Here is a 22,954-nt window from a genome sequence, read left to right on the forward strand (position 1 = left end):
TGCCCGGGTGTTCCGGGCAAGGGTTTTTTCTGTCAGTCGTAGATGGCTTTCTTTTTCCAGTCGGCGTCGGCTTCCACGGTCTTGAGGCCCTGGGTTAGCTGGTTGTCTTCGTCCGGGGCAGGTTCCAGGGTCGACAGCACCATGGCATTGGCCCGGGCCAGGAGTTTGTCCAGGTATTCAAGTTGCTCCTTGTAGACCGCCGGGTCCGGCTGCTTGCGCAGGTACTGCACGCCACGCTCGAAGGCCAGCCGGGCCTGGCCCGGCTGGTTCTGCTGCAGGGCGTACTGGCCCAGGTTGTTGAAGAACTCGATATGCAGCAGCACCAGGATGTGGCGGATCTCCTTGATCCAGCGCTTGGCCTCGTTGGGCTGCAGGAAACCGTCGTGGGCGGCGCGAGTGACCTGGCCGTGCATTGCCTCCAGCAGGAAGCGCACGTCCTTGGCCTTGGCTTCGGTCTGGATCGGTGCCGGTGGGTTGTTCACCGGGATCGACTCGCCCTGGCCCACCAGGGTATTGAGCTCAGCCAGGCGAGCCTTGAGGGCGCTGTCGGTTTTATCGAGGTTGAGCATGCGCTGAACGACGTTCAGCTCCAGGCGCGTCAGCAGCAGCTTGAGGGCCGGTGACATGAACTGGCCGGGGAAGGTTTCGGTGATCTCGCCGCAACGACGCAGGCGATCATTGAGTTCGACCTTGGTGCGGGCTTTTTCCAGTTTGTTGTTTTCCACCACATGGTTCATGTAGCCAATGGCGATCAATAGTGCGATCCCGGCTATTACCAGCAGGGTGATCATGAGTGGTGTCACCGTTAAAACCTCGTTATGGGATTCGCGTGCGAGTGTAGTGGCTTGGCATTTAGACGCATAGCGCCGCTCGACGAGCCGGGCATGGATTGTGCTGCTTATATAGGTGGCATTTGCCTCGGGGGATCCCAGGGTTCAAATTGCCATCACCGGCTGTGGAGGACTATAACGCCTTGTCGAGTGCCAGAATATAGGCGTCAAAGCGCGGACGGCAGAAAACCCTGAAGCGGGCCTAAAACAGCTCCGAAGTCATTGATTTAAATAAAATTATATCTGGGGGTTGACGGCCTCCCAAAGCATCCATAGAATGCGCGCCACTTTCAACGGAAAGCAAATAGCAAAACGTTGAAGGAAGTGAATGCTGTAGCGTGTCCCCTTCGTCTAGTGGCCTAGGACACCGCCCTTTCACGGCGGTAACAGGGGTTCGAGTCCCCTAGGGGACGCCATTGCGGGAATAGCTCAGTTGGTAGAGCACGACCTTGCCAAGGTCGGGGTCGCGAGTTCGAGTCTCGTTTCCCGCTCCAATTTTAAACAGTCTGGCTTTCGAGCGAGGCTGAGTGAAACCAGAACCCAAGTCTTCGGATGCGGCTCTGGACACCGAAACACACACCATGTGTTCCGGGTAGCGTGTCCCCTTCGTCTAGTGGCCTAGGACACCGCCCTTTCACGGCGGTAACAGGGGTTCGAGTCCCCTAGGGGACGCCATTTGCGGGAATAGCTCAGTTGGTAGAGCACGACCTTGCCAAGGTCGGGGTCGCGAGTTCGAGTCTCGTTTCCCGCTCCAATTTAAGCAGCACTGCCTTCGGGCGGGGCTGAGTGAAACCAGAACCCGAGTCTTCGGACTCGGCTCTGGGCGCCGAAACACACACCATGTGTTGCGGTTAGCGTGTCCCCTTCGTCTAGTGGCCTAGGACACCGCCCTTTCACGGCGGTAACAGGGGTTCGAGTCCCCTAGGGGACGCCATTGCGGGAATAGCTCAGTTGGTAGAGCACGACCTTGCCAAGGTCGGGGTCGCGAGTTCGAGTCTCGTTTCCCGCTCCAAATTCACAAGAACGCCGCTCATTGAGCGGCGTTTTTGTTTGCCTGCGATTCAACGCTGCAGCCAGTGCCCAGAAAAAAGGCCCGCCAGTACACCTGCGCGGGCCTTTGTCGTTTGCCTTGCCTACAGTGACAGCAGCAACCGCCCGGCGAACAGCAGCAGGATCAGCCCCATGCAGCGCTCGAACCAGTGCCCCAGGCGCATGAACAGCAAGCGCACCCGAGCGCTGGAAAAGAACAGCGCGACGATCACGAACCACAGCGCATTCACCAGGCACATCCAGGCGCCATATAGGGCCTGGATGCTCAGTGGGGTGGTGGCGCTGACTAGGGTGGTGAAGATCGCCAGGAAAAACAGGGTCGCCTTGGGGTTGGTGGCATTGGTCAGAAACCCCGTGGTAAAGGCTCGCAGCAAGGTCTGTTGGGAATCATCGGTGGGCGCCTCGCCGGGAAGGCTGGTCTTGGCCTTGCTGCGCAGCAGGCTGATACCCAAGTACAGAATGTAGGTGCCGCCCAGCAGCTTGGCCGCGCTCAGCAACCAGGGCGTAGCGTGCATCAGGGCGCCCACCCCCAGCAGGGTGTAGAGCACGTGCACCGAGATGCCGGCGCCGATGCCCAGGGCGGTACAGACCCCGGTCATGCGGCCAAAGCGCACGCTCTGGCGGATGGTCACGGCAAAATCCGGCCCGGGAGCGACCACCGCGAGAAAGTGAACCAGGGCCAGGGCGAGGAACTCGCCAAGATAGTTGGACAGCATGCGGACTCCGCAAAGCAGGTTGATTGAGTGGCAGGCCGTTTTCAGTCGAGGCTGTAGCTGACCGAAAGGGTGCCTTTCTTGAGTGAGACCGCGGTGATGAGCACCGCGCCCAACTGCTGCAGGTGGCTGACGTGGGTGCCGCCGCAACCATAGGCCGGCAGTTGGCCAAAGCTGATCTGGCGCGAACCGTCCGCCATTGTGCTATGCCGTTCCAGGTCTGCCTCTATCCACTGCGCAATCGCGTCCTGCACGCTGGCGCCGTCGATCTCCCGGGGCTGCTCTGCCGGTTTGAACGACACCCGGCCTTCACCTGGCCAGTGATGGGCCTTGATCGGTATCCAGCCCTGGCTTTGCACGAAGTGGCCGATCAGGTGCCCGGCGGAGTGCATGCGGCTGTTGAACAGGCGCGCGGCCTCATCGACCCGGGCCTCGAAAGTGCCCGGCTCCAGCGGCTGGTCCAGGTAATGCACGATCTGCTCGCCTTCCTGGGCCACCCGCAGCACGGCGGCCTGGCCGATCCAGCCGGTATCGCTGGGCTGGCCGCCACCCTGGGGGTGGAAGGGCGTGGCGTTGAGGGTGACCGCGAATTGCTGTTCGTGGGGGATGCAGCTCAGGACCTCGATGGAGGTCAGTAACTGGTCATTGTCGTAATACAGGCGCCGCGTCATTTCTCTAACCCTGGAATTCAGTGTTTTTTTATTATGCGGCCTGGGCAATTGCGTGATAATCCGTTCGGAACTCAATGGACTATTGCGTCATGAGCATAAATCTACCCCTGCCTTTGCTGGCAGAAATGGCCATTTTCGTCAGGGTCGTGGAGACCGGCAGCTTCTCCGAGGCGGCACGCCAGCTGGGCTCCTCGCCTTCGGCGGTCAGCCGCAGCATTTCGCGCCTGGAAAAGGCCCTGGCCACCCGGTTGTTGCAGCGCACCACACGCAAGTTGCGCTTGAGCGACGGTGGCGAAGAGGTGTTCAAGCGTTGCAGTGAAATGGTCAGTGCGGCCCGTTCGGTGATGGAGGTCAGCGGCCAGTTCACCCACGAAGCCGAAGGCGTGGTGCGGGTCAGCGTGCCCAAGGCGGTGGGGCGTTTCGTGGTGCACCCGCACATGCCGGAGTTTCTGCGGCGCTATCCCCAGGTCGATGTGGAACTGCTGCATGAGGACCGCGATGTAGACCTGATCGACGACAACGTCGACCTGGCGATCCGCATCACCGATCGCCCGCCGCCCGGGTTGATCGGCCGCCAGCTGTTGCGCATCGATCACCTGCTCTGCGCCACCCCGCAGTACCTGGCCGAGCACGGTACGCCGGCCCATCCCCAGGACCTGCGCCAGCACAGTTGCATCTACCTGGGCGAGACCCCCAGCGATGCGCGCTGGAAATTCACCCAGGGCAGCAAGGCGGTCACGGTGGGGGTGCGCGGGCGCTATGCGGCCAACCACACCGGGGTGCGCCTGGATGCGGTGCTGCAACACCTGGGGATCGGCAGCCTGCCGTACTTCACCGCGCGCCATGCCCTGGAGCAAGGGCTGATCGTCCAGGTGCTGCCGGAGTGGACCTTCCTGGCCTCCTACCACGGCGGTGCCTGGCTGCTGCATTCACCGACCCGTTACCTGCCGCCCAAGTTGCGGGTTTTTATCGACTACCTGGTGGAGTGCCTGGCCAAGGAGCCGACCCTCAACCGCCCGGGCAAAGCGGAACGCCCGCTGTAGGAGCTGGCTTGCCAGCGAATTCTCTGACAAGCCGGCGCTAAAAGGCGCCCATGAAAAAGGCCCGCCGGGCGAACCGTGCGGGCCTTGGCTGCGCCGGGCGCAGTGATCAGTGCTTGCTGTCCTGGGCAGAAAGCGCCAGCAGCTGCTTTTCCTGGTTCCAGTCGAAGGGCTCGTCGTTCTGCTCGGCTTCGAAACGGCGCTCTTCCAGGGCCTGGTACAGGTCGATTTCTTCATCGGGCATGTAGTGCAGGCAGTCACCGGCGAAGAACCACAGCAGGTCACGAGGCACCAGATGGGCGATCTGCGGGTAGCGCTGCATGATCTGGCACAGCAGGTCCTGGCCCAGGTACTGGCTTTCGATCGGGTCGATCGGCAGCGAGGCGCGCAGTTCGTCGAAGCGCTCCAGGAACAGCGCGTGGCTTTCCTCGGGCACCTGTTCGGCTTCACCTACGGCGACCAGGATGCTGCGCAGGTGGTCCAGCAGGACGAGATGATCGGCGACGATGTTGGACATGACAGGGTCCTCAAGAGCAAAACGGGCGCGGGAGTATATAGCTCCCGCGCCCGGTTTCATAATCGACCTGCCCCGAAGGCGGCCGTCTAGCGGGTCTTGCCTTCGCTCAGGGTCAGCTCCTCCTTGGCAAAATCATCCACATCTATGACCTTGCGCCGCGCAGCTTCGGCCTCGTGCAGGCTCTGGGCCTCGGCGGCCTGCAACACGCCGGCTTCCAGCGCCGCGTCGATGGCCGATTCGCCGGCAGCCGGTTTGACCTGGCCGCTTTTCAGCGCTTCGTGGAGCTTCTTGTGCAACGGGTGCGCAGCGCTCAGCAGGTTGCTGGCATGTTGCAGGGCGCCCACCGGGTCGTCCTTGGATTGCGGGCGGTAGCAGCCGGCAAGCACCGCTTCCAGGGCCGGATCGCCCTGAGCACGACCGATGATCGCCGCCACTTCGGCATCCAGCTGGTCCGATGGCCCGGTATGGCGACGGCCGAAGGGGAATACCAGCACCCGCAGCAGGCAACCGAACACCCGGTTGGGGAAGTTGCTGAGCAACTCGTCCAGGGCCCGTTCGGAATGCCCGAGGCTCTCTTCCATGGCCCAGGCCAGCAGGGGGCGCAGGTATTCCGGGGAGTCCAGGTCGTGGTAGCGCTTGAGCGCTGCCGACGCCAGGTACAGGTGGCTGAGCACATCCCCCAGGCGGGCGGAAAGGCGCTCGCGGCGTTTGAGTTCGCCCCCCAGCAGCATCATCGAGAAGTCCGCCAGCAAGGCGAAGGCCGCTGCCTGGCGGTTCAGGGCACGGAAATAGCCCTGGCTGACCTTGTCTCCCGGAACGTGTTCGAAGTGGCCCAGGCCGAGGTTCAGCACCAGGGTACTGGCGGCGTTGCTCACGGCGAAACCTATGTGCTTGAGCAGCAGGGCGTCGAACTCCTGCAGTGCCTGGTCGTGGTCTTCGCGACCGGCCAGGGCCATTTCCTTGAGCACGAATGGATGGCAGCGGATTGCCCCCTGGCCGAAGATCATCAGGTTGCGCGAAAGGATGTTGGCGCCTTCCACGGTGATGAAGATCGGCGCTCCTTGCCAGCTGCGGCCCAGGTAGTTGTTGGGGCCCATGATGATGCCCTTGCCGCCGTGCACGTCCATGGCGTGGCTGATGCACTCGCGGCCGCGCTCGGTGAGGTGGTACTTGAGGATCGCCGACAGCACCGAGGGTTTTTCCCCCAGGTCCACGGCGTTGGCAGTGAGCATGCGTGCACTGTCCATCAGCCAGGCATTGCCGCCGAGGCGGGCCAGAGCCTCCTGGATGCCCTCGAAGGCGGCGAGGGGCACGTTGAACTGCTCCCGCACCTGGGCGTACTGGCCGGTCACCAGGCTGGTGAATTTGGCGGCGCCGGTGCCCACCGCGGGCAGGGAGATCGAACGGCCCACGGACAGGCAATTCATCAGCATCATCCAGCCCTTGCCGAGCATTTCCTGGCCACCGATGAGGAAGTCCAGTGGGATGAACACGTCCTTGCCGGAGTTTGGGCCGTTCATGAAGGCCGCGCCCAGGGGCAGGTGGCGGCGGCCGATATCCACCCCGGGGGTGTCGGTGGGGATCAGTGCCAGGCTGATACCCAGGTCTTCCTGGTCGCCCAGCAGGTGGTCCGGGTCATGGGCCTTGAAGGCCAGGCCGAGCAGGGTGGCCACCGGGCCCAGGGTGATGTAGCGCTTTTCCCAGTTCAGGCGCAGGCCCAGGGTTTCTTCACCCTGCCATTGGCCTTTGCAGATGATCCCGGTGTCGGGCATGGCCCCTGCATCGGAGCCGGCCAGGGGGCCGGTGAGGGCGAAGCAGGGAATGTCGTCGCCCCGGGCCAGCCGCGGCAGGTAGTGATTGCGCTGTTCGTCGGTGCCGTAGTGCAGCAGCAGTTCGGCCGGGCCCAGGGAGTTGGGCACCATCACGGTGGAGGCCAGGTCGCCGCTGCGGGTGGCCAGCTTCATGGCCACCTGGGAGTGGGCGTAGGCCGAGAAGCCCTTGCCGCCGAACTCCTTGGGAATGATCAGGGCAAAGAAACCGTGCTCCTTGATGTGGGCCCAGGCTTCGGCCGGCAGGTCCATGTGCTGGCCGATCTGCCAGTCGCTGACCATGGCGCACAGCTCCTCGGTCGGGCCGTCGATGAACGCCTGCTCTTCTTCGGTCAACTGGGCCTTGGGGTAGGCCAGCAAGGTATTCCAGTCGGGGCGGCCACTGAACAGCTCGCCGTCCCACCAGACGGTGCCGGCATCGATGGCATCGCGCTCGGTCTGGGACATCGGCGGCAGAACCTTCTGGAACCAGCTGAACAGCGGCGCACTGAAATACTTGCGCCGCAGATCGGGCAGCAGCAGAGGGGCGGCGACCGCTGCCAGCAGCACCCAGAAAATCAGCAGCAGCCAACCGGGGGCACGGCTAAAGGCGCCCATGGCCAAGAGGTAGATGGCGACCACGCCCAGGGCGGGCAGGGGGGCGGTACGGCGATGGGCCAGGTAGGCCACTGCGAGCACCAGAACCAGTATCCACAACAACAGCATATTCAATCCTCCGTGAAACCAGGGGTGAAATCACCCTCAGAGCGTAGTCGGCCTTCGACAGCGCGGGTGAGCAGGGCAGTGCGGGTGCAATGCAAGTCTGTATCTTGCGGGCCAGGCCCGGTTGATCGTGGGGGCCATGATCTTTGGCCGATACGTCGTTATCACTGGGGCGGACGCCTCGATAGACTCAGGCTTCCTCTCGGAGGTCATGCCCATGCACGAGTACCTGCGTCCCAGCCGCTTCATCGATAGTGACCACCCGGCGGTGGTGGAGTTCGCCGAAACTCATCGCGGTGCCAGCCGCAATCCCCGACAGCAAGCCGTCAGCCTCTATTACGCGGTGCGCGAGGCCGTACGCTACAACTTCTACAGTTTCAGCCGTGATCCCCAGACCTTGCGCGGCAGCCATGCCCTGGCCACCGGCGAGAGCTATTGCGTGCCCAAGGCCACCTTGCTCGCCGGTTGTGCCCGGCATTGCGGGATACCGGCGCGCATCGGCCTGGCCGATGTCCGCAATCACCTGTCCACACCCAGGCTGCTGGAGCTGCTGCGCAGCGATGTGTTCGCCATGCACGGCTACACCGAGTTCTATCTGCAGGGGCGTTGGGTCAAGGCTACGCCGGCGTTCAACCGGCAATTGTGTGAAATGTTCGATGTGGCGCCGCTGGATTTCGACGGCCTGGAGGACAGCGTTTTCCAGCCTTTCAATCGCCAGGGCGAACAGTCGATGGAGTACCTGGTGGACCACGGGCAGTTTGCCGACGTGCCGCAGGAGCTGTTTTTCGGCCACCTGGAAAAATGCTACCCGCACCTGTTCGACGCGCAGCAGCCGCAAGTGCTGGCAGACCTGCGCGGCGATTTGAGTCGCGGCTGATCAGGCGTAGACTGCCCCGGCATTCATTACTGAGGGATGGTCATGCTGAAGATCTGGGGTCGCAAGAACTCGTCGAATGTCAGGAAGGCACTCTGGTGCGCGCAGGAACTGGGGCTCGCCTATGAGTCCCTGGACGCCGGCGGCGCCTTTGGGGTGGTGGACACCCCGGCGTACCGGGCGCTGAACCCCAATGGCCGGATTCCACTGATTGAAGACGGCGACTTCGTGCTCTGGGAGTCCAATACCATCGTGCGCTACCTGGCTGCGCGCTACGCCGCCGATAGTCACTGGTACCCGGCCGACGTGCAACTGCGGGCCAGCGCCGAGAAGTGGATGGACTGGACCACCTCGACCTTCGCTGAACCCTTCCGACATCTGTTCTGGGGCGTAGTGCGCACCCCGGCCGAGCAGCAGGACTGGGCGCAGATCAACGCCGCCAAGGCCACGTGTGCCGAGCTGCTGGCGCGGGTCGATCAGGCCCTGGGCGAGCAGCCTTACCTGTCCGGGCAGGAGATCGGCGTGGGCGACATTCCCCTCGGCAGTTTCATCTACGCTTGGTTCGAGATGCCCATCGAGCGTCCTTCCATGCCCCATCTGCAAGCCTGGTATGAGCGCTTGAAACAGCGCCCGGCCTATCGCCAGGCCGTGATGACCGCGTTGACTTAATACCCACTATCGATACGGGTGACTGTACTTGCACGACGCAGGCACGCAACATGGCGGGCGTCCGGCGTCGTTGCAATCGGCTCGGGCCGCCCTTACTTATAAAATTCCCCCTTCTTGGTGCATGAATCCGATATGAGTTCCGCTCTGTCCATCCGGCAGCTAACCAAAACCTACGGCAACGGTTTCCAGGCCCTGAGTGGTATCGATCTGGATGTCGCCGAAGGTGACTTTTTCGCCCTGCTCGGCCCTAACGGGGCCGGCAAATCCACCACCATCGGCATTCTCTCGACCCTGGTGAACAAGACCAGCGGTACGGTGAGCGTCTTCGGCCACGACCTGGATCGTGAGCCGGCGGCGCTCAAGCGTTGCATCGGCGTGGTGCCGCAGGAATTCAACTTCAACCAGTTCGAGAAAACCTTCGACATCGTCGTGACCCAGGCCGGCTACTACGGCATTCCGGCGAAGATCGCCAAGCAGCGCGCCGAGCAGTACCTGACCCAGCTCGGCCTGTGGGACAAGCGCGATGTGCCTTCGCGTTCCCTGTCCGGTGGCATGAAGCGGCGCCTGATGATCGCCCGCGCGCTGGTGCATGAACCGCGCCTGTTGATCCTTGACGAACCTACCGCCGGGGTCGATATCGAGCTGCGCCGTTCCATGTGGAGCTTTCTTACCGAGCTCAACCAGAAAGGCATCACCATCATCCTCACCACCCACTACCTGGAAGAGGCTGAACAGCTGTGCCGCAACATCGGCATCATCGACCACGGCACCATCGTCGAGAACACCAGCATGCGCCAGTTGCTCAGCCAGCTGCATGTGGAGACTTTCCTCCTCGACCTGAAGAACGACCTGAGCGTGGCGCCGCAACTGGCCGGCTATCCGACCCGGCTGGTGGACAGCCATACCCTGGAGGTCCAGGTGGACAAGGCCGTGGGCATCACCGCGCTGTTCGGCCAACTGGCCCTGCAGAACATCGAGGTGCTGAGCCTGCGTAACAAAACCAACCGTCTTGAGGAGTTGTTCGTGTCCCTGGTGGAGAAGAATCTGTCGAAGGTGGCGGTATGAGTTCGGAGTTCAAACCCAACCTGGTGGCGCTCAACACCATTGTCTATCGCGAAGTCCGGCGCTTCACCCGGATCTGGCCGCAGACCCTGCTGCCCCCGGCCATCACCATGGTCCTGTACTTCGTCATCTTCGGTAACCTGATCGGCCGGCAGATCGGCGACATGGGTGGTTTCACCTACATGGAGTACATCGTTCCGGGGCTGATCATGATGTCGGTGATCACCAACTCCTACGGCAACGTGGTATCGAGCTTCTTCGGCAGCAAGTTCCAGCGCTCCATCGAGGAGTTGATGGTCTCGCCGTTGTCGCCCCATACCATTCTCATTGGCTACACCTTGGGCGGGGTGCTGCGGGGGCTGATGGTGGGGGTCATCGTGACGCTGCTGTCGCTGTTCTTCACCACGCTGCAGGTGCACCACCTGGGCATCACGGTGCTGGTGGTTGTGCTGACCGCGACCATCTTCTCGCTGCTGGGCTTCATCAACGCAGTCTTTGCACGCAACTTCGACGATATCTCGATCATCCCGACCTTCGTTCTGACGCCCCTGACCTACCTGGGCGGGGTGTTCTACTCGATCAACCTGCTGCCGCCGTTCTGGCAGACGGTGTCCCTGGCCAACCCGGTGCTGCACATGGTCAACGCTTTCCGTTTCGGCATCCTCGGGGTGTCGGACATCAAGATCAGCATCGCCATTACCTTCATGCTGGTGGCCACCCTGGTGCTGTATATCGGTTGCGCACGGCTGCTGGTGAGCGGGCGCGGCATGCGTCAGTAAATGCCTTTAGTGCGTCATGCAAACGGCCTCCCTCGGGAGGCCGTTTTCGTTGGTCACTGCCGTTGCTGCTTGCGCCTGGACCATTGGCGCGCGACCCACCAGCGCCAATAGAGCATGGTCAGGCAATAGGCAGTGGCCCCCAGCACCAGCCCGGCCACCACCGAGCCGAGGAGGAAGGGTTGCCACAGGGTTGCCAGCTGGCTGCTGATCCACTCCCAGGTCAGCTCGTCGGGCAGGGTGCGCGGCGGCACGTTCATCAGCCAGGCCCCCAGTTGGTAGGTGCAGAAGAACACCGGCGGCATGGTGATGGGGTTGGTCAACCAGACCAGGCTGACACTGATGGGCATATTGCCGCGTAGCCAGATGGCCAGTACCGCAGCCAGCAACATCTGCATCGGAATGGGAATAAAGGCGGCGAACAGGCCCACGGCCATGGCCCGGGCCACCGAGTGTCGATTGAGGTGCCAGAGGTTGGCGTCATGCAGCAGGGTGCCGAGAAAGCGTAAGGACTTGTGTTCCCGGATGCTGGTCGGATCTGGCATGTAACGTTTGAATAAGCGCCGGGGCATAAGGCTTCTCGGTCGGATCAGGCGACGATTATGACCGGATTCTAGTCGGCGAAAATTCAGACATTGTGACAAATGATAAAGCCGCGCTGCTCATCCTCGACTAAGCCAAGAGTATGAACTCCCAAGGAGGGGCGGGCGGATGCGTAGCGCAATGCTGGCGCTGGCTGCAGGGCTGCTGGCGCTGGGTTTCATGACGGCCTTGCCCCCAGGCTGGCTGCTGCTGTGTATGGCGATACTGGCCTTGATGCTGTTGCCGTTTCGTACACATCCGGTGGCATTTTTCCTGTTCGGTTTCACCTGGGCCTGTGTGTCCGCGCAGTCGGCCCTGGATGATCGCCTGGCGCCGCGCCTGGAGGCACAGACCCGCTGGCTGGAGGGGCGGGTGAGCGGCCTGCCGGAGCAGGCGGGCGGCGTGGTGCGTTTCGAGCTGGAAGATGCCCAGGCCCGCCGTGAGCAGCTGCCCCGGCGCATGCGGCTGGCCTGGCGTGAGGGCCCGGCGCTCAAGAGTGGCGAGCGCTGGCGGCTGGCGGTCAAGCTTCGCCAGCCGATGGGTTTGTTGAATCCCCAGGGCTTCGATTACCAGGCCTGGCTGCTGGCGCGCCGTATCGGCGCCACCGGCACGGTCAAGGCCGGGCAGTTGCTGGCACCGGCCCCTCAGGCCTGGCGGCAAGGCTTGCGCCAGCGCTTGCTAGAGGTCGAGGCTCAGGGGCGCGGTGCGGGGTTGGCGGCGCTGGTGATGGGCGACGGTTCCGGCCTGACGCGGCAAGACTGGCAGCTGTTGCAGGACACCGGCACCGTCCACTTGATGGTGATTTCCGGGCAGCACATCAGCCTGCTGGCTGGGGTGATCTATTTCGCGGTGGCCGGGCTGTCCCGCCATGGTCTCTGGCCCGAGCGCTTGCCGTGGTTGCCCTGGGCCTGTGCCCTGGCCTGGCTCGGCGCCCTGGGCTACGGCCTGCTGGCGGGGTTCGATGTGCCAGTGCAGCGCGCCTGTGTGATGGTCGCCCTGGTACTGCTCTGGCGCATGCGCTTTCGCCATCTGCGGGCCGGCTGGCCCCTGCTGCTGGCGTTGAATGCGGTGTTGCTGGCCGAGCCGCTGGCCAGCTTGCAGGCGGGGTTCTGGCTGTCCTTTGCCGCAGTGGCAATCCTGATCTTGATCTTTGCCGGGCGCCTGGGGGCGTGGAGCTGGTGGCAGGGCTGGACCCGGGCCCAATGGTTGATCGCCGTTGGCCTGCTGCCGCCGTTGCTGGCTCTGGGGCTGCCTATCAGCCTCAGCGGGCCGCTGGCCAATTTGCTGGCGGTGCCCTGGATCAGCTTTCTGGTGTTGCCGCCGGCTTTGCTCGGCAGCCTGCTGCTGCCGGTGCCTTATGTGGGTGAGGGCCTGTTGTGGCTGGCCGGTGGATTGCTGGACGGGTTGTTCCGCTTGCTCGGATTGATTGCCGGTGGGTGGCCGGCCTGGGTGCCGCCGCAGATCCCTCTGTGGCTATGGGGCATGAATGCTCTGGGCTGCCTGTTGCTGCTGTTGCCCAGGGGCGTGCCCATGCGGGTTCTGGGTTGGCCGCTGTTGCTCCTGGCGGTCTGGCCACCCCTGGCGCGAGTGCCCGAAGGCGAGGTGGAGGTCTGGCAGCTGGATGTGGGGCAGGGCCTGTCATTCATCCTGCGTACCCGTGATCACGCCCTGCTGTATGACGCTGGCGCGCGGGTCGCCGAGTTCGACCTGGGAGAGCGAGTGGTAGTGCCGACCCTGCACAGGCTCGGCATCCGGCGGCTGGACCTGATGCTGCTCAGCCATGCCGACAACGACCATGCCGGTGGCGCCCAGGCGGTGCAGCGCGCAATGCCCGTGGGCGAGGTCCGCGGTGGCCAGCCCGACGCCTTGCCCGCGGGCCTGCAGGCAAGGCCTTGCGACAGTGGGCTGAGCTGGGTGTGGAATGGCGTGCGCTTTCGCCAGTGGCAATGGGCGGCGGCGACCGACGGCAATCAGGCCTCGTGCGTGCTCCAGGTCGAGGCTGCCGGCGAGCGCCTGCTGCTTACCGGGGACATCGACGCTCGTGCCGAACGAGCCTTGCTCGACAGCCCGCTGGCGGTGCGGACCCACTGGCTGCAGGCACCCCATCACGGCAGCCGTACCTCTTCATCCATGGCCTTGCTGCAGCGGCTGGCCCCCGACGCGGTGCTGATTTCCCGTGGTCGGGGCAATGCCTTCGGCCACCCCCATCCTCAAGTGCTGGCACGCTATCGGCGCCTGGACATGGCAATTTATGACAGCGCCGAACAGGGTGCCCTGAGGCTGCAACTGGGGGTCTTCGGGGCGGCACATGGCCTTCGCGAGCAGCGGCGATTCTGGCGTGAGCCGCCCGCAATGCCTTAAATAACCGTGGGTTATTAAAGCCTGTGAGCATGCGACATCACGGTCTTCGGTGCGTCCGGCCCCTATGTTAGAGTGGCGCACTTTTTCGAGGGGGCTGTCACTGTGTGGGAATTGGTCAAATCCGGCGGCTGGATGATGTTGCCGATCATTCTGAGTTCCATTGCTGCCGTGGGCATCATTGCCGAGCGTCTGTGGACCCTACGGGCCAGCCGTGTCACCCCGCCCCACCTGCTGGGGCAGGTCTGGCGCTGGATCAAGGACAAGCAGCTGAACAAGGAAAAACTCAAGGAACTGCGCGCCGATTCGCCCCTGGGCGAGATTCTGGCGGCGGGCCTGGCCAACTCCAAGCATGGCCGCGAGATCATGAAGGAATGCATCGAGGAGGCTGCCGCCCGGGTCATCCATGAGCTGGAACGCTACCTCAACGCCCTCGGCACCATTGCCGCTATGGCACCGCTGCTGGGCCTGCTGGGCACCGTGCTGGGCATGATCGACATCTTCAGTTCGTTCATGGGCTCGGGCATGACCACCAACGCGCACATCCTCGCAGGCGGTATTTCCAAAGCCCTGATCACCACCGCCGCCGGCCTGATGGTGGGCATTCCCTCGGTGTTCTTCCACCGCTTCCTGCAACGCCGGGTCGATGAACTGGTGGTGGGCATGGAGCAGGAGGCGATCAAGCTGGTGGAAGTGATCCAGGGCGACCGCGATGTCGATCTGGCCGAGGGCAAAGCGTGAAATTCCGTCGCAAGCCCCGGGAAACCGTGGACATCAACCTGGCGTCGTTGATCGACGTGGTGTTCATCCTGCTGCTGTTCTTTGTTGTCACCACCACCTTCACCCGGGAAACCGAGCTGCGGGTCGACCTGCCGGAAGCGGTCAGCGGCTCGCCGGCCGAAGACCAGCAGGTCAAGCAACTGGATATCGCCATCAGCGCCGACGGCGTGTTTTCGGTGAACAACCAGGTCCTGCCCAAAAATGACCTGGAGACCTTGATCGAGGCCCTGCAGAAGGAGTCGGCGGGCGACACCAACCTGCCGCTGTCCATCAGCGCCGACGGCAAGACCCAGCATCAAGCGGTGATCACTGCCATGGATGCAGCCGGCAAGCTCGGTTTCAGCCACCTGCGCATGACCACCGTCGAGGCGGACCCGGCACCCTGATGGCACTTTCCGATCGCCTGCTCAATGCCTGGTACAACGGCCACCCCGCGCTGAAACTGCTGCGCCCCCTGGAATGCCTGTATCGCCGAGTGGTGACGGGCAAGCGCCAGCGCTTTCTTGCAGGTGAGGGGGCGATCTATCAACCACCTGTGCCGCTGATCGTGGTGGGCAACATCACCGTCGGCGGCACCGGCAAGACGCCGTTGATCCTGTGGCTGGTGGAGCACTGCCAGCGCCTCGGGTTGCGGGTCGGGGTGGTCAGCCGCGGCTACGGTGCCAAGCCGGCGCAACTGCCCTGGCGCGTCAGCGCCGAAGATTGCGCCGCGGTGGCCGGTGATGAGCCGCTGCTGATCGTCCAGCGCTGCGGCGTGCCGCTGATGATCGATCCGGATCGCGGCCGCGCGGTACAGGCCCTGCTGGCCGCCGAGCCGCTGGACCTGATCCTCTCCGACGACGGCCTGCAGCACTACCGCCTGGCCCGTGACCTGGAGCTGGTGCTGATCGATGCCGCCCGCGGCCTGGGCAACCGCCGCTGCCTGCCTGCCGGGCCGCTGCGCGAGCCGGCGGAGCGTTTGCAGAGCGTCGACGCGGTGCTCTACAACGGCGCAGTTGATGACCGTGACGAGGGGTTCGCCTTTCATCTCAAGCCCTCGGTGCTGGTCAACCTGCGCAGTGGCGAGCGCCGTGCGCTGGAGCATTTCGCCCCCGGCCAGGCGCTGCATGCGGTGGCGGGCATCGGCAATCCCCAGCGTTTCTTCAACACCCTTGAAACGCTACACTGGCGGCCTGTTCCCCATGCATTTGCCGATCATGCTCAATACAGTGCGCAGGCCTTGACCTTCACCCCGTCATTGCCGCTGGTCATGACCGAGAAAGATGCGGTCAAGTGCCGGGCTTTCGCGGCAGACGACTGGTGGTACCTGGCGGTCGATGCCCAGCCTTCGCCGGCCTTCGTCGCCTGGTTCGACACCCAGTTGATGCGCCTGCTGCCTGATCGTCTGCTGCCTTAATTCGCTTTTATCCAGGGAATCCTCATGGACACCAAACTGCTCGACATCCTCGCCTGCCCGATCTGCAAAGGCCCCCTCAAACTCAGCGCCGACAAGACCGAGCTGATCAGCAAGGGCGCTGGCCTGGCTTATCCGATTCGCGATGGCATCCCGGTGATGCTGGAAAGCGAAGCGCGCACCCTGACCACCGAAGAGCGCCTGGACAAATGAGCAGCGCCTTTACCGTTGTCATCCCGGCGCGCTACGCCTCCACTCGCCTGCCAGGCAAGCCGCTCCAACTGATCGCCGGCAAGCCGATGATCCAGTGGGTCTGGGAACAGGCGCGCAAGAGCAGCGCCGAGCGGGTCGTTGTGGCCACCGATGATCAGCGCATCGTCGAGGCCTGCCAGGGCTTTGGCGCCGAGGCGCTGCTGACCCGGGAAGATCACAACTCCGGCACCGACCGGCTGGCGGAAGTCGCCGCCCAGCTGGGCCTGGCCGCGGATGCGATCGTGGTCAACGTACAAGGCGACGAGCCGTTGATCCCGCCGTCGGTGATCGATCAGGTAGCGGCCAACCTGGCAGCCCACACCGAAGCGCGCATGGCCACCCTGGCCGAGCCGATCGAGGACGTGCAGACCCTGTTCAACCCCAATGTGGTCAAGGTGGTCAGCGACCTCAACGGCCTGGCCCTGACCTTCAGCCGCGCCACCTTGCCCTGGGCCCGGGATGCCTTTGCCCAGAGTCGTGAGCAACTGCCCGAAGGCGTGCCTTATCGCCGTCACATCGGCATCTATGCCTACCGCGCCGGCTTTCTTCACGACTTCGTCAGTTGGGGCCCGTGCTGGCTGGAAAACACCGAATCCCTGGAGCAACTGCGTGCCCTGTGGCATGGCGTGCGGATCCACGTGGCCGACGCCCTGGAAGCACCGCCTACCGGCGTCGATACCGCCGAAGACCTTGAGCGCGTTCGGCGCCTGCTGGAGGCCTGATGCGGGTTCTGTTCGTCTGCCTGGGCAATATCTGCCGCTCGCCCACCGCCGAAGGCGTGCTGCGCCGCAAGTTGCACGAGGCCGGCCTGGGTGACCAGGTGCAGGTCGCCTCTGCGGGCACCAGCGACTGGCACATCGGCAAGGCCCCGGACAAGCGCAGCCAGCAGGCTGCCTTGCGGCGCGGCTACGACCTGTCAGCGCAACGGGCGCAGCAGGTCGGCAGCGCCGATTTCGCTGCCTATGACCTGATCTTCGCCATGGACCAGAGCAACCTGCGCAACCTCAAGGCCCTGCAACCGGCCCGGGGCAAGGCCGAGCTGGACCTGTTCCTGCGTCGCTACGAGGGGGCACTGGATGAAGTGCCGGATCCGTACTACGACGGCGAGCAGGGTTTCGAGCAGGTGCTGGACCTGATCGAGGATGCCTGCGACCGGCTAGTGGTCGAATTGAAGGGGCGGCTATGACCCTGGACATTCAGGCCGATGTGTCCCTCAAGCCGTTCAACAGCTTCGGGGTCGAGGTCAAGGCGAAGTGGTTTGCCCAGGCCCATAGCGACGACGAGGTACGCGAGGCCCTGGCCTATTGCGCTACCCACCAGTTGCCGCTGCTGGTGATCGGCGGCGGCAGCAACCTGCTGCTGACGGCGGATATCCAGGCCCTGGTGCTGCGCATGGCCACTCGTGGCATTCGCCTGCTCAGCGATGACGGGCAGCGGGTGGTGGTCGAGGCCGAGGCCGGGGAAACCTGGCATCCCTTTGTCCAGTGGACCCTGGAGCAGGGCCTGTCCGGGCTGGAGAACCTGAGCCTGATTCCCGGCACCGTCGGCGCCGCACCGATGCAGAACATCGGCGCCTATGGGGTGGAGATCAAGGACGTGTTCGCCGGCCTGACCGCCCTCGATCGGCAGACCGGCGAGCTGCGGGAATTCGACCTGGCGCAGTGTCAGTTCGCGTACCGCGACAGCCTGTTCAAGCATCAGGCCGGTCGCTGGTTGATCCTGCGGGTGCGCTTTGCCCTGAACCGTGTCGATCACCTGCACCTGGAATACGGTCCGGTGCGCCAGCGCCTGAGCGAGCAGGGCATCGAACAGCCGACGGCCAGCGATGTCAGCCGGGCGATCTGCAGCATCCGCAGCGAGAAGCTCCCGGACCCTGCCGTGCTGGGCAATGCCGGCAGCTTCTTCAAGAACCCGGTGGTGCCGGCGGCACTGGCGGCGCAGATCAAGCAGTCGCATCCGGGGCTGGTGGGTTACCCCCAGGCCGATGGGCAGGTGAAGCTGGCGGCCGGTTGGCTGATCGAACAGGCGGGCTGGAAGGGCTTTCGCGAGGCGGATGCCGGGGTCCATCGCTTGCAATCGCTGGTGCTGGTCAACTATGGCGGCGCCAGCGGCCTGCAGTTGCTGGAACTGGCGCGGCGGATCCAGCGCGATATCGCCGAGCGTTTCAGTGTCGAGCTGGAGATGGAGCCCAACCTCTATTAACGAGAGCCGGCTTGCGGTGGATAGCAAAAAGCCTTGCCTGGCTGACGTTCGGGCAAGGCTTTTTTGTTAATTGCGGCTTAACTTAGCAGGCTAAGAATCAGCTTTCTGCTGTTCCCAAAGGCCCGGTGAAGCCTGTCTTCACAAGAGAGCCCGATTAGCCTGAGCCGATCTGCGTGCACCGCATCCGCGGTACTGCACGGCGGATGACTCGACCCCATCACTCAGAAAATGCGGGCGTGCCCATGATTACCCTGAAGCTCAACGGTCAAGATCATCAACTGGACGTCACCGAGGACATGCCGCTGCTGTGGGCTATCCGCGACGTGGCGGGCTACAACGGCACCAAGTTTGGCTGCGGCATGGGCCTGTGCGGCGCCTGTACGATTCATATCGACGGCGACCCGGCGCGCAGTTGCATCACGCCGATAGGCTCGGTGCAGGGCAAGAACGTCAGCACCATCGACAACCTGCATACCGACCCGGTAGGGCAGGTGGTGCAGCAGGCCTGGCTGGATACGGCGGTGGCCCAGTGCGGTTACTGCCAGGGCGGGCAGATCATGTCGGCCACCGCCTTGCTCAAGGTCCACCCCAACCCCAGCGACGAGCAGATCGAAGAGGCGATGCTTGGCAATATCTGCCGCTGCGGTACTTACAACCGGATCAAGACCGCGATCCGCCAGGCTTCCAGCCATCTACAGGAGGCCAAGGCATGAACCGTCTACCGCAGGATTTTGCCCTGAGTAACCTCAGCCGCCGGGGCTTTCTCAAAGGTGTGGGGGCCACCGGGGCCCTGGTGCTGGCTGCGAGCTGGGGCTGGCAGGAGGCCTTTGCCGAGGACAAGAAATTCGGTGCCGACGGCATGCCCCACGGCTGGGTCGATGACCCCAAGGTCTACGTGAGCATTGCCAGCGACGGCAGCGTCACGGTGATCTGCAATCGCTCGGAGATGGGCCAGGGCGTGCGCACCAGCCTGAGTATGGTGGTGGCCGATGAACTGGACGCCGACTGGGAGCAGGTCAAGGTCCGCCAGGCACCGGGTGACGAGGTGCGTTTCGGCAACCAGGACACCGACGGCTCGCGCAGCATGCGTCATTGGTACGAGCCCATGCGCCGCTGTGGCGCGGCTGCGCGGGCCATGCTGGAACAGGCCGCCGCTGCGCAGTGGCAGGTGCCATTGGCGCAGTGTCGGGCGCAGTTGCACAAGGTGGTTCACCAGCCCACCGGGCGTGAGCTGGGCTATGGCGCCCTGGCCGCTGCGGCAGGCGCCCTGGCGGTGCCTGCCCGGGATAGCCTGCGCCTGAAGCAGCCCGGGGAGTTCCGCTACATCGGCAAGGAGGCCACCCGGGCCATCGATGGCCAGGACATCGTCAACGGCCGTGCGGTGTACGGCGCCGATGTGCATTTCGACGGCATGCTGTTCGCGGCGGTGGCGCGGCCCCGGGTGTATGGCGGCAAGGTCAAGTCGGTGGATGACAGCGCAGCCTTGAAGGTACCGGGGGTGATCAAGGTCATGCCCATCGACAGCCGCCCCTTGCCTTCGGAGTTCCAGCCCCTGGGCGGCGTGGCTGTGGTGGCGAGCAACACCTGGGCGGCGATCAAGGGCCGCGATGCCTTGAGGATCGAGTGGGAGGATGGCGCCAACGCTGGCTACGACTCCATCGAATATCGCAAGCAACTGGAGGCAGCGGCGCGGCAGCCGGGCAAGGTGGTGCGCAGTACCGGCAACCTGGATGAGGCCCTGAAGGACGCGGAGAGCAGCCTGGAAGCCAGCTATTACCTGCCGCACCTGGCCCAGGCGCCGATGGAGCCGATGGTAGCCGTGGCGCGATTCCAGGACGGTCGCTGCGAGGCGTGGGCACCGAGCCAGGCGCCACAGGTGACCCGCGAGCGAATCGCCGAACGCCTGGGGATCGGCTTCGAGCAGGTCACAGTGAACGTCACGCTGCTGGGCGGCGGCTTCGGGCGCAAGTCCAAGCCCGACTTCATCCTGGAGGCGGCGATCCTGGCCAAGGCCTTTCCCGGCAAGGCGGTGCGGGTGCAGTGGACCCGCGAGGACGATATCCACAACTCCTACTTCCATACCGTGTCGGCGGAATACCTCAAGGCCGGGCTGAACAAGGACGGCCTGCCGGCGGCCTGGCTGCACCGCACCGTGGCGCCGAGCATCACCGCGCTGTTCGCCCCGGGGATGAATCACGAAGGCGCCTTCGAGCTGGGCATGGGCTTTACCAACATGGCCTACGCGATTCCCAATGTGCGCCTGGAAAACCCCGAGGCCGCGGCCCATACCCGGGTCGGCTGGTACCGTTCGGTGTCGAACATTCCCCATGGCTTCGCGATCCAGAGTTTTGTCGACGAACTGGCCCACAAGGCCGGCCAGGATCCGCTGCAGTACCAGCTCAAGCTGCTGGGGCCGGATCGTCAGATCGACCCCCGAACCCTGAGCGAAGAGTGGAACTACGGCGAATCCCCCGAGCGTTACCCCATTGATACCGGGCGTCTGCGCACGGTGCTGGAAACCGCAGCCAAGGCGGCCGGCTGGGGGCGCTCGCTGCCCAAGGGGCGCGGTCTGGGGCTGGCCGTGCACTACAGCTTCGTGACCTATGTGGCGGCGGTGATCGAGGTGGAGGTGAAGGACGATGGCACGCTGATCGTGCATCAGGCCGATATCGCCGTGGATTGCGGTCCGCAGATCAACCCCGAGCGTATCCGCTCGCAATTCGAAGGGGCCTGCGTCATGGGCCTGGGCAATGCGGTGCTGGGGGAGATCAGCTTCAAGGAGGGCAAGGTCCAGCAGGACAATTTCCATATGTACGAAGTGGCGCGCATGTCCCTGGCGCCGAAACAGGTGCAGGTGCACCTGGTGACGCCGCCGGGGGATGTGCCCCTGGGCGGGGTGGGAGAGCCCGGTGTGCCGCCGATTGCGCCGGCCCTGTGCAACGCGATCTTCGCCGCCACCGGCAAGCGCATACGCAACCTGCCGGTGCGCTACCAGTTGCAGGGCTGGCAGCAGGCGAGCGCCTGATGGACAGCGTCGACCTGAATGTCCTGCGCAGTGTCCTGGAATGGCGGCGCGCCGGGCGCGGCGTGCTGCTGTACAGCGTGGTGCAGACCTGGGGCAGCGCGCCGCGGCCACCCGGCGCCATGCTGGCCTTGCGCGACGACGGGGTGGTGATCGGCTCGGTGTCCGGAGGCTGTATCGAGGATGACCTGATCAGCCGCCAGGGCGATGGGCGCCTGTCTCGCCACGGGCCGCCGGTGCAACTGGTGACCTACGGCGTGACCCTGGAGGAAGCGGCGCGATTCGGCCTGCCCTGTGGCGGCACCTTGCGCCTCACCGAAGAGCGGGTTGGCGACCCGGCCTGGGTCGCCGAATTGCTCCAGCGCTGCGAAGCCCACCAGATCGTGGCCCGGGAGCTGAACCTGGGCACTGGCCAGGTGCTGCTCAAGGCTGCGAACCGTGGCGATGAATTGGCGTTTGACGGGGTCACCCTGCGGGCGATCTACGGACCGCGCTGGCGCTTGCTGCTGATCGGCGCCGGGCAGTTGTCGCGCTATGTGGCGCAGATGGCCCGCTTGCTGGATTTCGAGGTGCTGATCTGCGATCCGCGCCAGGAGTTCGTGCATGGCTGGGAGGGGCAGGATGGACGTTTTGTCGCCGGGATGCCCGACGATGCGGTGCTGAGCATCGAGCCCGACGAGCGCACGGCGGTGGTGGCCTTGACCCATGATCCGCGCCTGGATGACATGGCGCTGCTGACGGCGCTCGACTCCCGGGCATTTTATGTCGGCGCCCTGGGTTCCCGGGCCAACAGCCAGAAGCGCCGGGACAATCTGGCGCTGCTGGGTCTTTCGGCGCAGGCCATCGAGCGCTTGCACGGGCCGGTCGGATTGCCCATCGGCAGCCATACGCCGGCGGAGATTGCCTTGTCGTTGCTGGCCGAAATCGTCGCGCTCAAAAATGGTGTCGAACCGCAGCAGAAGAAGCTGGCGGTGCGAGTGGCGGAGACGGTGAGGTGAGCCGCAGGCCTTGCGCGATCATCCTGGCGGCGGGGCAGGGCAGGCGTTTTCGCCAGGTGGCCGGGGCCGGGCAGGACAAACTGCTGGCGCCCTGCCGCGGGCGTGACGGGGGGCAGCGGCCGGTGCTGGAGCAGGTGCTGGTGAGCCTGCCGGTGGACGTTGCCCGGCGAGTGCTGGTGACCACGGCGGATCGACCCCAGGTGGTGGATCTGGCGCATGCCTACGGTTGTCAGGTACTGGTGCTGGACTCTGTGGGCATGGGGCATAGCCTGGCCGCGGCAGTGGCTGCCTGCGCCGATGCCCAGGGCTGGATGGTCTGGCTGGGGGACATGCCCTTTATCCTGCCCGCCACCGCCAGTCGGGTGATGGAAGCAATGACCGAGGAGGGCATCAGCGTGCCGCGGCTGGGGGATGAGTTGGGTCATCCGGTGGGCTTTGGCCGGTCTTATGGTGCAGCGTTGCAGGGCCTGTCTGGTGATCGGGGCGCCCGGCCGCTGTTCGCTTCGGGGCGGGTGGTGGAAGTTCCGGTGACGGATCCGGGGGTGACCTGGGATGTGGACGTTCCGCAGGCGTTGCTGTTTCCGGATTGTCAGGTGCTCCAGGTATAAAAAAGCCCCGCCCGGTTACCCGGGCG

Annotated in this window: 23 protein-coding genes and 6 tRNA genes; 23 read left to right on the forward strand and 6 right to left on the reverse strand. The window is 64.3% G+C overall.

Annotated elements, in window-relative coordinates:
- Positions 1-32: 32 nt before the first annotated feature.
- A complete protein-coding gene (locus ABCR88_RS09465; protein ID WP_015634689.1) occupies positions 33-791 on the reverse strand; it encodes a hypothetical protein in 759 nt (252 codons plus the stop codon).
- A 379-nt stretch (positions 792-1,170) separates the two neighbouring features.
- Here ABCR88_RS09465 and ABCR88_RS09470 point away from each other — a divergent pair.
- The 6 genes from ABCR88_RS09470 (at position 1,171) to ABCR88_RS09495 (ending at position 1,842) form a co-directional block, all read left to right on the forward strand.
- Positions 1,171-1,246 (forward strand) — tRNA-Glu (locus ABCR88_RS09470).
- Between the two features lie 2 nt (positions 1,247-1,248).
- A tRNA-Gly gene (locus ABCR88_RS09475) sits at positions 1,249-1,324 on the forward strand.
- A 105-nt stretch (positions 1,325-1,429) separates the two neighbouring features.
- Positions 1,430-1,505, forward strand: a tRNA-Glu gene (locus ABCR88_RS09480).
- 3 nt (positions 1,506-1,508) lie between these two features.
- Positions 1,509-1,584: transfer RNA gene (locus ABCR88_RS09485), tRNA-Gly, on the forward strand.
- 104 nt (positions 1,585-1,688) lie between these two features.
- A tRNA-Glu gene (locus ABCR88_RS09490) sits at positions 1,689-1,764 on the forward strand.
- Between the two features lie 2 nt (positions 1,765-1,766).
- Positions 1,767-1,842: transfer RNA gene (locus ABCR88_RS09495), tRNA-Gly, on the forward strand.
- A 121-nt stretch (positions 1,843-1,963) separates the two neighbouring features.
- On the opposite strand, the gene ABCR88_RS09500 is transcribed toward ABCR88_RS09495, so the two are convergent.
- A complete protein-coding gene (locus tag ABCR88_RS09500) occupies positions 1,964-2,596 on the reverse strand; it encodes a LysE family transporter (RefSeq protein WP_350404457.1) in 633 nt (210 codons plus the stop codon).
- Between the two features lie 41 nt (positions 2,597-2,637).
- A complete protein-coding gene (locus ABCR88_RS09505) occupies positions 2,638-3,264 on the reverse strand; it encodes a serine-tRNA(Ala) deacylase AlaX (RefSeq protein WP_041116767.1) in 627 nt (208 codons plus the stop codon).
- Positions 3,265-3,353: 89 nt separating this feature from the next.
- On the opposite strand from ABCR88_RS09505, the gene ABCR88_RS09510 reads away from it, so the two are divergent.
- Positions 3,354-4,307 carry a LysR family transcriptional regulator gene (locus tag ABCR88_RS09510; RefSeq protein ID WP_011060091.1) on the forward strand — a complete coding sequence of 318 codons (954 nt, stop codon included), beginning with the start codon at positions 3,354-3,356 and terminating at the stop codon, positions 4,305-4,307.
- 106 nt (positions 4,308-4,413) lie between these two features.
- Here the strand turns inward: ABCR88_RS09510 and ABCR88_RS09515 are convergent, their stop codons facing one another.
- On the reverse strand, positions 4,414-4,821 hold the full coding sequence (locus ABCR88_RS09515; protein WP_011060092.1) for a PA2817 family protein: 408 nt from the start codon (positions 4,819-4,821) through the stop codon (positions 4,414-4,416).
- 86 nt (positions 4,822-4,907) lie between these two features.
- Positions 4,908-7,355: an acyl-CoA dehydrogenase gene (locus tag ABCR88_RS09520; RefSeq protein WP_041116769.1), complete on the reverse strand. Its 2,448-nt coding sequence runs from the start codon at positions 7,353-7,355 to the stop codon at positions 4,908-4,910.
- Between the two features lie 214 nt (positions 7,356-7,569).
- On the opposite strand from ABCR88_RS09520, the gene ABCR88_RS09525 reads away from it, so the two are divergent.
- The 4 genes from ABCR88_RS09525 (at position 7,570) to ABCR88_RS09540 (ending at position 10,736) form a co-directional block, all read left to right on the forward strand.
- A complete protein-coding gene (locus tag ABCR88_RS09525; protein WP_232644428.1) occupies positions 7,570-8,229 on the forward strand; it encodes a transglutaminase family protein in 660 nt (219 codons plus the stop codon).
- 42 nt (positions 8,230-8,271) lie between these two features.
- The gene (locus ABCR88_RS09530; protein WP_041116771.1) at positions 8,272-8,895 is read left to right on the forward strand and encodes a glutathione S-transferase; all 624 of its coding nucleotides are present in this window, start codon (positions 8,272-8,274) and stop codon (positions 8,893-8,895) included.
- A gap of 132 nt (positions 8,896-9,027) precedes the next feature.
- Complete coding sequence (locus tag ABCR88_RS09535; protein ID WP_011060096.1) at positions 9,028-9,960, forward strand: ABC transporter ATP-binding protein; 933 nt, start codon at positions 9,028-9,030, stop codon at positions 9,958-9,960.
- The gene (locus ABCR88_RS09540; RefSeq protein WP_011060097.1) at positions 9,957-10,736 is read left to right on the forward strand and encodes an ABC transporter permease; all 780 of its coding nucleotides are present in this window, start codon (positions 9,957-9,959) and stop codon (positions 10,734-10,736) included. Before ABCR88_RS09535 ends, ABCR88_RS09540 begins: the two co-directional genes overlap by 4 nt.
- A 53-nt stretch (positions 10,737-10,789) precedes the next feature.
- Here ABCR88_RS09540 and ABCR88_RS09545 read toward each other — a convergent pair whose 3' ends face one another.
- Positions 10,790-11,305 carry a DUF2062 domain-containing protein gene (locus ABCR88_RS09545; RefSeq protein ID WP_015634695.1) on the reverse strand — a complete coding sequence of 172 codons (516 nt, stop codon included), beginning with the start codon at positions 11,303-11,305 and terminating at the stop codon, positions 10,790-10,792.
- Between the two features lie 139 nt (positions 11,306-11,444).
- On the opposite strand from ABCR88_RS09545, the gene ABCR88_RS09550 reads away from it, so the two are divergent.
- The 12 genes from ABCR88_RS09550 to ABCR88_RS09605 all read left to right on the forward strand — a co-directional run bounded on the left by ABCR88_RS09550 (position 11,445) and on the right by ABCR88_RS09605 (position 22,928).
- Positions 11,445-13,676: a DNA internalization-related competence protein ComEC/Rec2 gene (locus tag ABCR88_RS09550; RefSeq protein WP_350404459.1), complete on the forward strand. Its 2,232-nt coding sequence runs from the start codon at positions 11,445-11,447 to the stop codon at positions 13,674-13,676.
- A gap of 102 nt (positions 13,677-13,778) precedes the next feature.
- Complete coding sequence (locus ABCR88_RS09555) at positions 13,779-14,414, forward strand: MotA/TolQ/ExbB proton channel family protein (protein WP_011060100.1); 636 nt, start codon at positions 13,779-13,781, stop codon at positions 14,412-14,414.
- Positions 14,411-14,839, forward strand: coding sequence for a biopolymer transporter ExbD (locus ABCR88_RS09560; RefSeq protein ID WP_011060101.1), 429 nt, complete (start codon positions 14,411-14,413; stop codon positions 14,837-14,839). The genes ABCR88_RS09555 and ABCR88_RS09560 overlap by 4 nt, the downstream gene beginning before the upstream one ends.
- Positions 14,839-15,849 (forward strand): tetraacyldisaccharide 4'-kinase, encoded by a 1,011-nt coding sequence (gene lpxK / locus ABCR88_RS09565; protein ID WP_015634697.1) that lies wholly within the window; start codon positions 14,839-14,841, stop codon positions 15,847-15,849. The genes ABCR88_RS09560 and lpxK overlap by 1 nt, the downstream gene beginning before the upstream one ends.
- Positions 15,850-15,873: 24 nt before the next feature.
- Complete coding sequence (locus ABCR88_RS09570) at positions 15,874-16,059, forward strand: Trm112 family protein (protein ID WP_011060103.1); 186 nt, start codon at positions 15,874-15,876, stop codon at positions 16,057-16,059.
- The gene (gene kdsB / locus ABCR88_RS09575; RefSeq protein ID WP_011060104.1) at positions 16,056-16,820 is read left to right on the forward strand and encodes a 3-deoxy-manno-octulosonate cytidylyltransferase; all 765 of its coding nucleotides are present in this window, start codon (positions 16,056-16,058) and stop codon (positions 16,818-16,820) included. The genes ABCR88_RS09570 and kdsB overlap by 4 nt, the downstream gene beginning before the upstream one ends.
- Positions 16,820-17,284, forward strand: a complete 465-nt coding sequence (locus ABCR88_RS09580; RefSeq protein WP_041116777.1) for a low molecular weight protein-tyrosine-phosphatase — start codon at positions 16,820-16,822, stop codon at positions 17,282-17,284. Before kdsB ends, ABCR88_RS09580 begins: the two co-directional genes overlap by 1 nt.
- Positions 17,281-18,300 (forward strand): UDP-N-acetylmuramate dehydrogenase, encoded by a 1,020-nt coding sequence (gene murB / locus ABCR88_RS09585; protein ID WP_011060106.1) that lies wholly within the window; start codon positions 17,281-17,283, stop codon positions 18,298-18,300. Before ABCR88_RS09580 ends, murB begins: the two co-directional genes overlap by 4 nt.
- Positions 18,301-18,542: 242 nt before the next feature.
- Positions 18,543-19,013 (forward strand): (2Fe-2S)-binding protein, encoded by a 471-nt coding sequence (locus tag ABCR88_RS09590; RefSeq protein ID WP_011060107.1) that lies wholly within the window; start codon positions 18,543-18,545, stop codon positions 19,011-19,013.
- Complete coding sequence (locus ABCR88_RS09595; protein WP_041116781.1) at positions 19,010-21,325, forward strand: xanthine dehydrogenase family protein molybdopterin-binding subunit; 2,316 nt, start codon at positions 19,010-19,012, stop codon at positions 21,323-21,325. Before ABCR88_RS09590 ends, ABCR88_RS09595 begins: the two co-directional genes overlap by 4 nt.
- On the forward strand, positions 21,325-22,320 hold the full coding sequence (locus tag ABCR88_RS09600; RefSeq protein WP_232644432.1) for an XdhC family protein: 996 nt from the start codon (positions 21,325-21,327) through the stop codon (positions 22,318-22,320). Before ABCR88_RS09595 ends, ABCR88_RS09600 begins: the two co-directional genes overlap by 1 nt.
- Positions 22,317-22,928, forward strand: a complete 612-nt coding sequence (locus ABCR88_RS09605) for a nucleotidyltransferase family protein (protein ID WP_350404460.1) — start codon at positions 22,317-22,319, stop codon at positions 22,926-22,928. Before ABCR88_RS09600 ends, ABCR88_RS09605 begins: the two co-directional genes overlap by 4 nt.
- Positions 22,929-22,954 lie beyond the last annotated feature (26 nt).

This window comes from Pseudomonas sp. W17, from assembly GCF_040268305.1.
Classification (GTDB): Bacteria; Pseudomonadota; Gammaproteobacteria; order Pseudomonadales; family Pseudomonadaceae; genus Aquipseudomonas; species Aquipseudomonas protegens.